Origin of the sequence: Spectribacter hydrogenoxidans, assembly GCF_031846275.1 — a bacterium.
Classification (GTDB): domain Bacteria; phylum Pseudomonadota; class Gammaproteobacteria; order Nevskiales; family Salinisphaeraceae; genus Spectribacter; species Spectribacter hydrogenoxidans.
Map to the genome: position 1 here is coordinate 63,825 of NZ_JAVRIB010000001.1, position 13,629 is coordinate 77,453.

Consider the following 13,629-nt stretch of genomic DNA (forward strand, 5'->3'; position numbering starts at 1 on the left):
TCTCCTTGCGATTAGGTCTGTTTACGTTCAGGCCATCGCGTCCAGCAGACGGGCATCCCCCGCCGCCAGACGACGAGCCACGCTCAGTACTTCTTCCGGCGGCAGCTGCCGCAGGACGTCACCCGTTTGTTCATCGATCACCGACACGATCACCCGATTGAGGGTGTCATCCATCTGGAAGCGCAGCGCGGTATCCCGGCCGACCAGATCGGCGTTGATCATGGCCACGGCAGATCCCAGTGCCAGTTCGGACTCGGCCGGCCCGGCGCCAGCCTTGGGCGCTGCCAGCGGGCCGTTCTGTAGCGGGCGCGGGTCGCGCCATGGCCGATGCCAGTCGGTTGCGGCCAGCGGTTCGATCGAATCAGTCATGCGTCGTTACCTCAACGTGAACGGCCAAAGCCCCGGGGCACCAGACTTGTCGCCTGCCGCCCCGGGGCTGTCACCTCGACCCCCGCCTTACTGAAGCAGCGAGAGCACGTTCTGCGGTGCCGAGTTGGCCTGGGCCAGCATCGCGGTACCTGCCTGCTGCAGGATTTGTGCCCGGGTCAGGGCGGCCGTCTCCTTGGCGAAGTCCGCGTCCTGAATACGGCTGCGGGCCGCCGAGAGATTCTCCGAAGAGGTCTGCAGGTTGGAGACCACCGACTCGAAGCGGTTCTGGATGGCGCCCAGCGAAGCGCGGGCCGAGTTCACGGCCTGCAGGGCCGCGTCCATCGACTGCATGGCGGTGTCGGCACCACCGACGCTGGAGATATCCAGGCTCGCGAAGCCGGTCGAGGTTGCGGCAGTCGCCGTGGCCGCGGTCAGACCGGTGGTGGCCGCCGTGGAGGTGGCACCGGCATGGTTGATGACGATGTCATCGGCCGACACCAGGGTCACCGTAGTGGCGGTGTCATTGACCGCGTAGACGCCGGTCTGGTCGGACACCGAGTTGACGGCATCGCGGATGGAGCCGGCCCGCTCGGTGGCGCTGGAATCGGCGGCAATACCACCGACGCTGACGCCATTGATTTCCAGATCACCGGCGGTAATGGCACTGAAATCCGTGGCGGCGGCGCCGGTGACTTCGGCGCGGTCGTAGCTACCCAGCGCGGTGGCGTTGGCGTTGACGACCGAACTGATCGAAATGGTCTCGCCGGAATTGGCGCCGACCTGGAACTCCTGGTTGGCGAAGGAGCCGTCCAGCAGCTTGACGCCGTTGAAACTGGTCTGGGAAGCAACGCGGTTGATTTCGGCAACCAGCTGCTGGGCTTCCGTATTGAGGGCCTCCCGGTCGCTGGCGCTGTTGGTGGCGTTGCGGGACTGCACCGCCAGCTCGCGGACGCGCTGCAGGTTGTTGGAAATTTCCACCAGGGCGCCCTCGGCGGTCTGCGCCAGGGAAATGCCGTCGTTGGCGTTACGCGCGGCCTGGTCCAGGCCCCGGATCTGGGTGGTGAAACGCTCCGAAATCGCCAGACCGGCGGCGTCGTCCTTGGCGCTGTTGATGCGCAGACCCGACGACAACCGCTCGAGCGACGTGGCCAGATCCGAACCGGTGCTCGACAGGTTCCGCTGGGCGTTGAGCGACATCAGATTGGTGTTGATGACTTGCATGACAGGTTCTCCGTTGAATGCGTCTGACGTCGGCTAGTAGTGTCCCGGCGTCCTCGTTCAGGCGGCGGCTGGTACTTCGGTTGAGGTACTCAGGTCGCCTTGCGAATGGCATAACGGACGGTGCCGCCCCGCTTTTAGCGATTTCTTGAAATTATCGAAGGAAATTGAACAGAGAGAGCCCCTGCACCCGGACAAACGCATTCTGCGCGGCCTGCAGCGCCGTGCTCTGGATACTCAGGCGGGTGGCGGCTTCGGCGATGTCTACGTCACGCAGGTCTGACAGAGACGCCTCGAGTTCGAGCGCCATGCCCTCGCGTGCCGCGTCACTGCGATCCAGCGCCTGCAGGCGGACCCCGACGCCGGTACGCAGGTTTTGTATGTGATTCAGCGCGCCATCAAGGTCGGAAAGCGACCCGACCATAGCCGTACGGCGCGCCGCATCGGGCGTGCCGGTGGACAGGGCCTCCGCCAGATCACCGGCCATCGAGAACAGACTCGCGGATCGGCTGGCGGTGAGATTGAACGCATCACCGTCATCGGGGCTGCCATTGAACGTCAGGCTGAGCCCACGGAAGGAAATGGGTTGATCTGCGGTATAGGAGCCGGAAGCGATCGTCGCACCGGCACTGTCGGTGACGGTGTAACCGCCGTCGCTAAAGCCGATGGTGTAGTCACCGCCATCGTAGGCTGCCGCATCCGCCACCTGGGCGTTGCGCAGATAGCCACCACCAGTATTGGCGGTCTGCACGGCCACGCTGAATGTGCCGTTGCCGGCGGGCACGCGCAGGAAGACGTCACTGCCGGTATCGCCGTCGGCAACGGTACGGGCGGCATCGATCGGCACCTGTCGGGCCAGATCATCTCCGAAGTAGGTCACGCCGCCGCCGGGCGTCTTCGCGAACGGCGCGGCCGCATCCGCGCTGCCGGCAAACAGATAGCGGCCGCGCCCGTCGGCACTGTTGGCCAGACCCAGCAACTGATCCTGCAGCGAGCGAACTTCCGCCGCCACCGCCGCGCGATCGTCGTCAGCCAGCGTATCGTTGCTGCCACGCACAGCCAGTTCGCGCAGCCGCTGCAGCACGTCGGCGACATCGTTTAGCGCCGACTCCTCCATCTGCAGGCGCTGCCGGGCCAGGTTCGCGTTCTCCGCAAACTGGGCCATCCCGGCCAGCGTGGTGTCCAGGCGGGTCGCCCCGGCCACCGCCGCCGGGTCATCGGCCGCGCTGAGATGACGCTGGCCGGAGCCCACCTGCAATTGCGTGCGGGCCGTCTCGGTCTGCAGCCTCAGCATCTGGTTCAGGGCCTGCTGAAACTGGCCCATGGTGGATACACGCATGCGTTATCTCCCCACCGCGGCCAGCAGTGTCTGAAAGGTCTCGTCGGCCACGGCAATAATGCGGGCGGCGGCCTGATAGGCCTGCTGAAAACGCAGCAGATCCGCGGCCTCCTCATCCAGGTTCACGCCCGAGACGGCTTCCCGCTCGGCCACGTTCTGCTGGTTGACGGCCGCAGCCGCCTCGGTTTGACGACCGAGCTGGCGGGCCCGATTGCCGGCCGCACCGATCATCTCGGCATTCTCCGCGGACAGGGTCCGGGTGCCGCCCGCCAGCAACGGCGCGTTGCCCACGGCGGCCAGCGCCAGCGCATTGCGGTTGTCGCCGCTGTTGGCCCCGGTCGGACCCACGTTGAACACGTCACCGGCTTCGGGCGCGCCACCGAACATCACCCGCCAGCCGTTGGCCGTGATGCCGGTGGCTGCGTCATACGTGAAGGGCCCGGCGCCACCCACGGTGTACTCGGTGTCGCTGGTGAAGCTGATGGTGGTCGGGGTATCCAGCGCCGCATCCGCCGCGTCCAGCACGCTGACGCTCCCGGTGGCACTGCCGGGATTCCCCGTGTCAGCGGCCACGCGCAGGCGACCGGCGGCGGCGATGCCGGTGGTATCGGTCAGCGCCACGCCCATGTCGGCGGCCGCATCCTGGGTCGAACGGATCAGGAATCGGTCGCCCGCCGCCGGACTGCCGGAAATCGTCAGACTCAGGCCGTCCGCAACCAGTGGATCGCCGGGTGTGCCGGTGCCGGCAACCGCGACGCCGGCCCCGGTGACCGCATCCGCAAGCTGCCAGGCGCTGCCATCGAAGGACAGGACATAGCCACGGCCGGTCAGATCACCCACGTCGGCGTAGCCTACGGCCACATCGGCGCTGCCACCGTTGTCGGCGTGGCCGCGCACGTCCACGACCGGCACGGTGAAGATGTTGCCCCCGGGCTGGCCGGCCGCATCCACCCCACCGGCGTTGGCCGCATTGATCGAGAGGGAAATCGCCGCCGCCAGCCGGCCTAGGCGGCCCGCCTCGGCATCGAGCGTGGTGCGACTACCTAACAGCCCGGCAACCCGTCCACCACTGATCTGATCGCCCACGGGCAGCGCCTGACCACCGGCATCGAAAACGAGCCGTGAACGCTCTGCCTGGTAGGGGTCGGCCTGCAACGCCAGCCGGTTGGCCTCTGCCCCCAGTACCAACGGCTGGCCACCGGCGATGAACACGTTACGACTGCCGTCGTCGGCATCCACGGTCCGCACGTCGACCAGACCGGCCAGTTCATTGATCAGACGGTCGCGCTGATCGAGCAGATCATTGGGCGGCTGCCCACCGCTGCTGCCGCGGGCACGCACGATGCTGTCGTTGATATCGGCGATATCGCGGGCGAGCTGATTGATGTCGGCAACCGCCTGGGCGAGCCCCGCTTCCACCTCCTCGCCAAGCCGGGCCAGTTCCCCCCCGGCCCGGTTGAAGCCGGCAGCCAGCGACTCGGCGTACCCCAGAACCTCGCTGCGTACCGCGCCGGACGCGGGATCGCTGGCCAGCTGCGACAAGCTGTTGAAGAAGGCATCCAGGTCGCTGGCCAACCCGATCCCGCTGTCCGAATACAGTTGATCGATGCGCCGCGCGCTGGTTTCCAGCGTTTCCAGCCGCCCCAGAGTGGCGGCGTCGAAGGTCAGACGCTGATTGATCGCTTCGCTGAGCAGCCGCTCCACACCGGTGGAGCGGACCCCGCTACCGATCCCGGTACCCGCGGGCACCTGGGAGACGAAGCCGGTCTGCTGACGAGTGTAGCCGGGCGTCGTCGCATTGCTGATGTTGTGGCCGGTCGTGTCCAGCGCCCGCTTGTAGGCATTGAGCGCGGATGTACCGATACCGAGAAGGTCAGGCATGAATGTTCATCCTTGTCATAACGCAGCGGCACCATCGCCAGCACGCGCCATCGCCTGCTGGAACCGGTCGCTGTGCAGAATCCGCCGCACCTTGTCGGCATAGGCCGGATCCGTGGCATATCCGGCAGACTGGAGGCGCGACAGAAAGACGTCGGCATCGCCGCCATGGTCAAGTGCCGCGCCATAGCGCGGGTTTTGATTGAGAAACTCGACATAGTCGGCAAAACTCTCGCCGGCATCGTCATAGGCGCGGAACGCGGCCTCGATGGTGACCATACGTCCGTCCCGGAATTCGCGGGTCACGTGCGCACGACTGCCGCCCTGCCAGGCAGTATCCGCCTTGATCCCGAACAGGTTGTGACCACCGGTGGGCGCATTCCCCCATCCGCTTTCCAGGGCCGCCTGGGCAAGCAGGATGTCGGGAGACAATCCCAGTTCGGCCGCGGCGCGGCGGGCGTGCGGCAGCATTTGGGAAACAAAGGCTTCCGGCCCGTCGGCGAACGCGTCATCGGCCGGCCGGACCGACATGGCCCCGCCAATTGCGGCGGTGCCGTCGAAACGGGGCAGCGCCCCGCTCGGCCCGCGCGGGGACTCGGGGGGCAACGGATGATCGCCACCCAGCTGGCGCAGCATCATGTCGGCAATACCCAGCCCCTGGGCGCCGCCGACCTCGGCGGCGAACGTCTGGTCCAGCATGTCGCGATAGACGCCACCGCTATCGCCCATCAGGTCGTTGCCGAATTCCGTGGCCCGCATGCTCTTGAGCATCATCTGCATGAACAGACTCTCGAACTCGCGCGCCGCTTTCGCCAAAGCCTCACGCTGGGCTGCCGCACCCGAATCCGGACGCGGCGCCGCCGCAAGCGCATTCAGGCCATGGGTAGCCATGGTCAGATCACGACCAGCTCGGCCCGGAGCGCGCCGACCTGCTTCAGGGCTTCGAGGATCGCGATCAGATCACTGGGGGCGGCGCCTACGCGGTTGACCGCGCGCACGATGTCCTCAAGCGTGGCGCCGGGCTCGAACAGAAACATGTTGGAGCCTTCCTGGGCAATCTCGATACGGGAATCGGGTACGACGACGGTCTGGCCATCCGAAAACGGCGCCGGCTGGCTGACACCGAAATCTTCCTGGATGGTGACCGACAGCGAGCCGTGCGTGACTGCCGCCGGCGACACCTGCACATGCTGTCCGATCACGATAGTGCCGGTACGGGCGTTGACCACCACACGCGCCGCGCGCTCACCCGGATCGATGCGCATGTTCTCCAGCTCTGCCATGAATGCCACCCGCCGACCGGGCTCGCCGGGCGCGCGCACCGCCACGGTCACGGCGTCGAGTGCCCGCGCAACATCGGCACCCAGCGCTGCATTGATGGACTGGACCAGCCGGTTGGCGGTGGTGAAATCCGCGGTGTGCAGGTCCAGGCGGATATCCCCGCCCTCGCTCACGGTGTTCGGCAGGGCCCGCTCCACCGTGGCACCCCCGGGAATCCGGCCGGCGCTCGGGATGTTCACCGACACGCTGCTGCCGTCGTTGCCGCTGGCGCCCACGCCGCCAACTACCATGTTGCCCTGGGCCATGGCGTAGACCTGCCCATCGGCGCCGCGCAGCGGGGTCATCAGCAGGCTCCCGCCCCGCAGGCTGTCGGCATTGCCGATGGAACTCACGGTGATATCGATCTTCTGACCCGGCTTGGCGAAGGGGGGCAGATCCGCGTGAATAGCCACGGCCGCGATGTTGCGCAGCTGCGGGTTCACGTTGGGGGGGATCACCACGCCCAGCTGGCTGAGCATCGCACGCAGGCTCTGCAGGGTGAACGGTGCCTGGGTGGTCTGATCACCGGTCCCGTCCAGCCCCACCACGAGGCCATAGCCGATCAACGGGTTGCTGCGAACACCCTCGACGCTGGCGAGATCCTTGATGCGTTCGGCACCCGTGGCCGGCTGGACAACCAGCGCCAGGAAGGCGGCACACAGAACCCGGACGGGAATACGTATCGTCATGCTGGCCATCCTCTAGAAGGGAAACCAGGGCGAATTGAAGACCCGCAGCAGCCAGCCCTGGCTGTTGCTGTCGGCGAGCGCACCCTTGCCGCTGTAACTGATCTGCGCCTGCGCCACGCGCGCCGAGGGCACGGTGTTGTCCGGCAGAACATCATCGGGCCGGATCACGCCGGCCAGCCGGATGTACTCGCGACCCTGATTGATCGTGAGCCATTTCTCGCCGGCGATGACCAGATTGCCGTTGCCCAGCACTTCGGTGACGGTCACGGTGATGCGGCCATCCAGCTGATTGCTCTGACTGCTGGCGCCGCTGCCGTCAAAGCTGCGGCTGCCGTCCACCGACGCGTTGAGCAGCGGGCGCCCGTCGTCCATCACCTCGCGCCCGAAAAGCGTGGGATTGGCCAGGCTGATGCCGCCTTCCTTCGAGGTGGTGGTGGCGGCAGCCTTCTGCGCGCTGGTCTTTTCGGCCAGCAACACGGTCACGGTATCCCCGACCTGGCGGGCCCGGCGATCCTGGAACAGCGACAGACCCTGACCTGCCTGGTAGATCGCGCCCGGCGTGCTGGCGGCCGCCGGCGGTGGCGCAATCACGCCCGGCGGTTTCTCCGGGGGCGCGGTGGCACAACCGGCCGACACCGCGACCAGACCGATCAGCGCGATCCCGCGCCAGTGAAGCCGGATGGTCACAGGTTGTTGCTCAGATAGGCGAGCATGTCGTCCACGGTGGAAATCGCCCGGGAGTTCATTTCGTAGGCCCGCTGGGTCTCGATCATGTTGACCAGTTCCTCCACCACATTGACGTTGGAGGACTCCAGCGCGCCCTGGTTGAGCGAACCCAGGCCGTTGAGCCCCGGGGTGCCGGGCGTGGCGGGACCGCTGGCACCGGTCTCGATCAGCAGATTCTGCCCGCGCGCCTGCAACCCGGCCGGGTTGACGAAGTCCACCAGCTGCAGCGCGCCGATCTGCTGCGCTGCCGCCTGACCGGGCAGCTGTACGCTGACCGTGCCGTCCTGGCCGATGGAGATGCTTTGCGCGCCCTGCGGCACGGTGATACCCGGCTCCAGGGCCAGACCCGCGGCCGTGACCAGCTGCCCCTGGGAATCGACACGGAAGCTGCCGTCCCGGGTGAAGGCGGTGGTGCCGTCAGCCTGGAGCACCTGGAAGAAACCGCGCCCGTCGATCGCGACGTCGAGCGAATTCTCGGTCTGCACCACGTTGCCCTGGGCGTAGAGCTTTTCGGTGGCAAGCACCCGCACGCCGGTACCCAGCGACAGGCCGGTGGGGTCCTCGCTGTTCTGCGTGACCTGGGCACCCGCCTGGCGGATGTTCTGGTAGAGCAGATCCTCGAAGGCGGCGCGGCCTTTCTTGAACGCCGTGGTATTGACGTTGGCCAGGTTGTTGGAAATGACGGTCATGCGCGTCTGCTGCGCATCGAGGCCGGTCTTGGCGACCCAGAGGGATGAATCCATGGCTTGCGACTCCTTGCGAGGCGTCAGGTCTGGCGGAGCAGGCGCGCGCCGGCTTCCGCGTTGTTTTCCAGGGTGCGCATCATCCGCACCTGCATCTCGAACTTGCGCGACTGCTCGATCATGCTCACCAGGGCTTCGGTGGCATTCACGTTGCTCTGCTCCAACGCACCGGGGATCACGCTGTCGCCGGCCATGGGTAGGGCCGCCTCCCCTTCGCGCAGGCGGAACAGACCATCAGCACCGCGCATCAGGGTTTCCGGTCCGGCCTCGATCACCTGCAGCCTGGCCACCGCCGCCCGTGTATCCGGGCCGGCGCCAGTGGGTACGATCGACACGGTGCCGTCGTCACCGATGGCCAGGTCGTCGTGAGGCGGCACGGCAACCGGCCCGCCATCGCCTAGAACCGGGTGACCGGCGGCCGTGGCCAGTTGCCCGAGGGCATTGACCTGCAGATTTCCGGCCCGGGTATAACCGACAGTGCCGTCGTCCGCCTGTACCGCCAGCCAGCCGTCACCGCGCAGGGCAATATCCAGCGCCCGGCCCGTGTTCACGACACCGCCCGCCCGGGCGTCGAAGCCGCCGGCGCTGCCGACGGCATTCACCCGGGTGGCCCAGCCAGCGCCGGCGACAGGGGCACTGCCGGCCGCCGCCAGTTCCGCACGGAAGCCCGCGGTGGACACGTTGGCGAGATTGTTGGTGGTCACGCCCAGGGCCTGTCGCGTCTGGCTGGCCCCGGTCATGGCAATGAAGAGCGCGCGGTCCATCAGCGGAGGTTGATGATGGTCTGGGTAATGGTGTCGGCCGTGGAGATCATCTGCGAGTTCGCTTGGAAGTTGCGCTGGGCAGTAATCATCTCGACCAGTTGCTCGGTCAGGTCGACGTTGGAACCTTCCAGAGCACCCGACTGGATGAGGCCGAGATCGGAACTCCCCGCGCTGCCCCGCAGGGCCTCACCGGCGGCAAACGTCGAGCCCCAGGTGCTGTCACCCAGTTGTTCGAGACCCTGCGGATTGGCGAAGCGGGTCAGGGCAACCTGACCGAGTGCGTTGGACTGACCATTGGAATAACGCGCCTGGACAATACCTTCCTGGGTCACTTCAATGCCGGTGATACGGCCTGTCGCATAGCCGTCCTGGGTGAGACTGGCCACGCTGAAGGATTCGCCGTACTGCGTGGAGGCCCCCATTTCGAGGGTGATATCAAGCGGTGCCGCGCCATTGGCCAGGGTGTAGGTCGGAAGCACGATTTCACCGTTGGCCGGCGTGGTCAGTGCACCGCTGCTGTCATAGGTAATGGTGTTGGCGCCGCCGACCAGATTGCCGTCAATGGCGGTGTGCACGTCCCAGGTGTTGGGCGCTGCACCCTTGACGAAGTAGAGAGTGGCGGCATGGGCCGCACCGAGGGAGTCGTACACGGTCGCGGAAGTCGTGTGATTGAAAGTCTCCGGATCCGTTGCGTCAAACGCCAGTGCCGGAGCAGTTGCCGATGCCGGCAGATTGGCCTCCACGTCCAGACCGGTGGTCGCCGCCGGCGCGTTGTCGGCGGAGGACAGACGCAATGAGGTCAGCGAGCCGGTATCGAAACGTCCGCCAGCCAGCGCCGGGAAAACCTGCAGGGACTGCCCCAGGCTGTTCACCACCTCACCATCGCGGTTGACCTTGAACGCCCCGGCCCGGCTGTAGACCTGGCTGCCGTTATCGTCGAGCGTGAAGAAGCCGTCACCGCTGATCGCCAGATCCAGCGCGTTTTCGGTGAATTCGATGTTGCCCTGGCCGAACTGCTGCGCCACGTCGGATACCCGCACGCCGCTGCCGATCCGCGACGTCCCGAGACTCTGGGCACTGTTGGCAAAAACATCCGCGAACTCCGCGCGTGAAGCCTTGAAGCCGGTGGTGCCGACGTTGGCGATGTTGTTGGCGATGACGTTCAGATCGGACGATGCAGCATTGAGGCCGCTGAGGGCGATTCGGAAACTCATGACGTGCTCCTCGTGATTTCTAGAGAATGCGGCGTACGTCGCCTAGTGCGACGTTGCCGAGGGTGAGGGTATGAAGGTTCAGGTCGGGACCGGACAGGTCCACGCTGTCGACCCGGCCGACCGCGAGTACCGGCAGTGCGTGCTCGGATTCGCCGTCCCGGGCAGACGCCCGGACGCTGTAACTGCCGGCCGGCAATTCGGCACCGGCATTGTCGAGACCATCCCATTCGAACGAGACCAGACCCGCAGCACGGGTGCCCAGATCTAGGGTGCGCATGGTCTGGCCCGCGGCGTCGACGATATCGATGCGCACGGCGCCGGCCGCCGACAAGTCCAAGAAGCCGGCGGCACCGCCACCGTCATGGACAAGCGTATCGCTTGCCACCAGCACATCGCGGCCGATCAGATTGGCTGCCGTCAGCGCCTTGTCCACCGATAGCGATTCGGCCAGCCGGTCGAGACCCGTCTTGAGTTCGGACACGCCGGTGGCGGTGCTGAACTGAGCCAGCTGGGCGAGGAAATCGCCGTTTTCCATCGGTTTGAGCGGATCCTGATTCTTCATCTGGGCCAGCATCAGTTCGAGAAACTGATCCTGACCGATGTCCTTCTTGCTCCCGGCGGCACCGGTCGAGGCCGATCCGAGACCGAGAGACTGCAATGCGCTGACGTCCATGTCGGGATCCCTTCTACTTGCCGAGTTCGAGCGTGCGCAGCATCAGATCCTTGGTCGTGCTAAGCACTTCCACGCTGTTCTGATAGCTGCGAGAAGCCGAGATCATGTCCACCATCTGCTCGACCACGTCGACGTTGGGGGCATACACATAGCCTTCGGCATCCGCGGCCGGGTGGCCGGGCTGATACCGGCGCTGCGGCTCGGCGGTGCTTTCCACCACCCCCGCGATACTCACGCCGGCATTACCCGACGCATCGGGGCGAGACGCATGGAAAACCGGGTGCAGGGCACGATAGGTAGTGGCCGGATCGCCGGTTACCGCGTCGGCGTTGGCCATGTTGCTGGCAACGGTGTTGAGCCGCACCGACTGGGCGGCCATGGCCGAACCGGCAATATCGAAAATTCCGAAGCCGGCCATGATCACCGACCTCCGGTAATGGCCAGCATCAGCGACTGGATGCGCCCATTGGCGAAATCCAGGCTGGCGCGATAACGGGTCGCGGCTTCCGCAAAGCGGGCCTGCTCCTGGGAGGCGTCAACGGTATTGCCGTCGGCGCTGGGTTGCAGGGGCTGGCGATAGACAACACCCGCCGCCGCGGTCGCCGTGCCACTGAGGTGGCTGCCCGCGCTTCGGGCCATGGTCAGGCCGCCATTGGAGACGCCGGCCAGCACTTGGCGAAAATCGATATCCCGCGCCTTGTAATTGGGGGTGTCCGCATTGGCCAGATTCGCGGCCAGCACGGACAGCCGGTCACGGTTGACGCGCAACGCATCCGCATGGATGCCGTAGATGGCGTCGCTGGCAGATCCTATCGGTTGAGTCATCGCTCACAGGTCCCTGAATCGGTCACGGGAACCCTGGAGCAAGCCGCGTGCCACGGGGAGATACGCGGCATCGAAAACGGTCCGAAAAACCCGCAGGCAGGGCGGGGTGTCCCCGTGGCCAAGTCACCACCTGGAGCCCGGGGATTCTCGAAATTAAGCGATCTCGTTCAATGAGTTAAGTCGGTCCAGTATGCCCTGTGCGAGCTCATCGGAACTGAATTTCGGCACGAACTTGTCGGCTCCGACACGGGCCACCATCGCGTTGTTGAACACGCCGGACAGCGACGTATGCAGCAGAACGTAAAGGCCGGCAAAGCGCGGATCGCGACGGATTTCCGTCGTCAACGTATAGCCATCCATGTCGGGCATCTCCACGTCGGAGATCACCATCAACAGCTCGCTGTCGACCAACTGACCGCCGGCGACCATACTTTCCAGCATCTGCAGTGCCTCGCGGCCGCTGGTGACCAGAATCGCCTCCAGCCCCAGCTGCTGCAGGGTCCCGGCGATCTGCGTGCGCGCCACCCGCGAGTCGTCGGCGACGAGAACCCGTCGCGGTCCCCGCGTGGGCTTTTCCGCCGCCCGCGAAATCAGCTCGGCGGAGACCGTGGCCGGCGGCGACGAGAACTCCGCGAGCACCCGTTCGACGTCAATGATCTCGATGATGTCATCGCCAATGCGGGTCACCGCCGTCAGATAGCTGGCGGGATCATCCTCGCGCGGCGCCCGGACGTGGGCGACGTCCACGTTGACAATCCGCTCCACCCGCTCCACCTGAAATCCCTGCACGCAGCGATTGAACTCGGAGATCACCAGATGCCCGGCCGGGGCACGCGCGGGGGCCGGCAGTCCGATGGCGGCGGCGAGGTCCAGAACGCTCACCAGCCGACCGCGAGTGGAGGCCAGCCCACGAAATACAGCCGGCGCGCCGGGCATCCGCCGAATCGGCGGCATCGGCACGATTTCCTGCACCTTGAAGACATTGATACCGTAGAGCACCTCGGTGCCCAGCCGGAACAGCAGCAGTGCCAGCCGGTTGTAGCCCGCCAGCCGCGTGCGCTGATCGACCTGTGACAGCAGTTGTGAATCCATGGATGCCTCCTTGCGGCAGGTAACGGCCGCCCGGCAGCGGATTTGAGTCGCCCCGTGGCACGTCGATTGCTTTACATCAAGCATGACCATCCTTTTCCACATTCATGTCGGGCTGACCATCAGCCTTATGCTGCTGTCCGGCGCGTCGATGGCCGCACAATGGCACGACGTCGCCGACATCCGCGCGGCCGCCGAACAGGTCTTGGGCGGTAACGGTGTGCATGCCGAAGCCACCAGCCTGGATCAGCGTCTGCGGCTGGCGGTCTGTGCCGAACCACTGGTTGCCAACCCCGGCCGCGCGGCACCGGGGGCGACCCGGGTGACCGTGCGGGTGGCCTGCCCGGCGCCCAACTGGTCCCTTTATGTTCCGGTGCGCCTGTCGCGACAGCAGTCGGTGGTGGTGCTGACGCGGGCGGTGAATCGTGGTCACGTGATCACGGCCACGGATGTCGAAGTGATCACGCGGCCGGCCAGGTCCGGTTATCCGGTGTTGCGTGACGCCGCCCACGCGGTGGGCCAGCGACTTCGCCGCCCGGCGGCCGGCGGCACTGAACTGACGCCATCCTGGCTGGAAACGCCCGCCGTGATTCGACGCGGCCAGCGGGTGATTCTGGTCGCCCGATCCGGCGGACTGGAGATCAGGACCAACGGTGAAGCCATGAGTGACGGCGGTACCGGTCAGCAGATCCAGGTTCGCAATCTTTCCAGTGGCCGGGTGGTCAGCGCACGCGTACGTAACGGCGACATCGTGGATGTTGCGTTCTGAATCCAGGGCCGAG

The 13,629-nt window shown here is 66.1% G+C and carries 15 protein-coding genes; 1 reads left to right on the forward strand and 14 read right to left on the reverse strand.

Going from position 1 to position 13,629, the window contains the following annotated elements; all coding sequences use genetic code 11:
• Positions 1–27 precede the first annotated feature (27 nt).
• From RM532_RS00330 to RM532_RS00395, 14 genes are all read right to left on the reverse strand, one after another.
• Positions 28–369, reverse strand: a complete 342-nt coding sequence (locus RM532_RS00330; protein WP_311651092.1) for a flagellar protein FlaG — start codon at positions 367–369, stop codon at positions 28–30.
• Between the two features lie 87 nt (positions 370–456).
• On the reverse strand, positions 457–1,590 hold the full coding sequence (locus RM532_RS00335; RefSeq protein ID WP_311651093.1) for a flagellin: 1,134 nt from the start codon (positions 1,588–1,590) through the stop codon (positions 457–459).
• Positions 1,591–1,741: 151 nt separating this feature from the next.
• Entirely contained in the window at positions 1,742–2,926 is a 1,185-nt protein-coding gene (gene flgL / locus RM532_RS00340) for a flagellar hook-associated protein FlgL (RefSeq protein WP_311651094.1), read from the reverse strand.
• A gap of 3 nt (positions 2,927–2,929) precedes the next feature.
• The gene (gene flgK, locus RM532_RS00345) at positions 2,930–4,807 is read right to left on the reverse strand and encodes a flagellar hook-associated protein FlgK (protein ID WP_311651095.1); all 1,878 of its coding nucleotides are present in this window, start codon (positions 4,805–4,807) and stop codon (positions 2,930–2,932) included.
• A 15-nt stretch (positions 4,808–4,822) separates the two neighbouring features.
• Entirely contained in the window at positions 4,823–5,695 is an 873-nt protein-coding gene (flgJ, locus tag RM532_RS00350; RefSeq protein ID WP_311651096.1) for a flagellar assembly peptidoglycan hydrolase FlgJ, read from the reverse strand.
• Between the two features lie 2 nt (positions 5,696–5,697).
• Complete coding sequence (locus RM532_RS00355; RefSeq protein ID WP_311651097.1) at positions 5,698–6,813, reverse strand: flagellar basal body P-ring protein FlgI; 1,116 nt, start codon at positions 6,811–6,813, stop codon at positions 5,698–5,700.
• A 12-nt stretch (positions 6,814–6,825) separates the two neighbouring features.
• The gene (gene flgH / locus RM532_RS00360) at positions 6,826–7,500 is read right to left on the reverse strand and encodes a flagellar basal body L-ring protein FlgH (protein WP_311651098.1); all 675 of its coding nucleotides are present in this window, start codon (positions 7,498–7,500) and stop codon (positions 6,826–6,828) included.
• Positions 7,497–8,282 carry a flagellar basal-body rod protein FlgG gene (gene flgG, locus RM532_RS00365; RefSeq protein WP_311651099.1) on the reverse strand — a complete coding sequence of 262 codons (786 nt, stop codon included), beginning with the start codon at positions 8,280–8,282 and terminating at the stop codon, positions 7,497–7,499. The genes flgH and flgG overlap by 4 nt, the downstream gene beginning before the upstream one ends.
• Before the next feature lie 23 nt (positions 8,283–8,305).
• Positions 8,306–9,046, reverse strand: coding sequence for a flagellar basal body rod protein FlgF (locus RM532_RS00370; RefSeq protein ID WP_311651100.1), 741 nt, complete (start codon positions 9,044–9,046; stop codon positions 8,306–8,308).
• Entirely contained in the window at positions 9,046–10,260 is a 1,215-nt protein-coding gene (gene flgE, locus RM532_RS00375; RefSeq protein ID WP_311651101.1) for a flagellar hook protein FlgE, read from the reverse strand. Before flgE ends, RM532_RS00370 begins: the two co-directional genes overlap by 1 nt.
• A gap of 19 nt (positions 10,261–10,279) precedes the next feature.
• A complete protein-coding gene (locus tag RM532_RS00380) occupies positions 10,280–10,933 on the reverse strand; it encodes a flagellar hook assembly protein FlgD (RefSeq protein WP_311651103.1) in 654 nt (217 codons plus the stop codon).
• A 13-nt stretch (positions 10,934–10,946) separates the two neighbouring features.
• Entirely contained in the window at positions 10,947–11,351 is a 405-nt protein-coding gene (gene flgC, locus RM532_RS00385; protein ID WP_311651104.1) for a flagellar basal body rod protein FlgC, read from the reverse strand.
• 2 nt (positions 11,352–11,353) lie between these two features.
• The gene (gene flgB / locus RM532_RS00390; RefSeq protein ID WP_311651106.1) at positions 11,354–11,758 is read right to left on the reverse strand and encodes a flagellar basal body rod protein FlgB; all 405 of its coding nucleotides are present in this window, start codon (positions 11,756–11,758) and stop codon (positions 11,354–11,356) included.
• A 153-nt stretch (positions 11,759–11,911) separates the two neighbouring features.
• Complete coding sequence (locus RM532_RS00395) at positions 11,912–12,850, reverse strand: chemotaxis protein (RefSeq protein WP_311651108.1); 939 nt, start codon at positions 12,848–12,850, stop codon at positions 11,912–11,914.
• An 82-nt stretch (positions 12,851–12,932) separates the two neighbouring features.
• Between RM532_RS00395 and flgA the strand changes: the two genes are divergently transcribed.
• Positions 12,933–13,616: a flagellar basal body P-ring formation chaperone FlgA gene (gene flgA / locus RM532_RS00400; RefSeq protein WP_311651109.1), complete on the forward strand. Its 684-nt coding sequence runs from the start codon at positions 12,933–12,935 to the stop codon at positions 13,614–13,616.
• Positions 13,617–13,629: the final 13 nt, after the last annotated feature.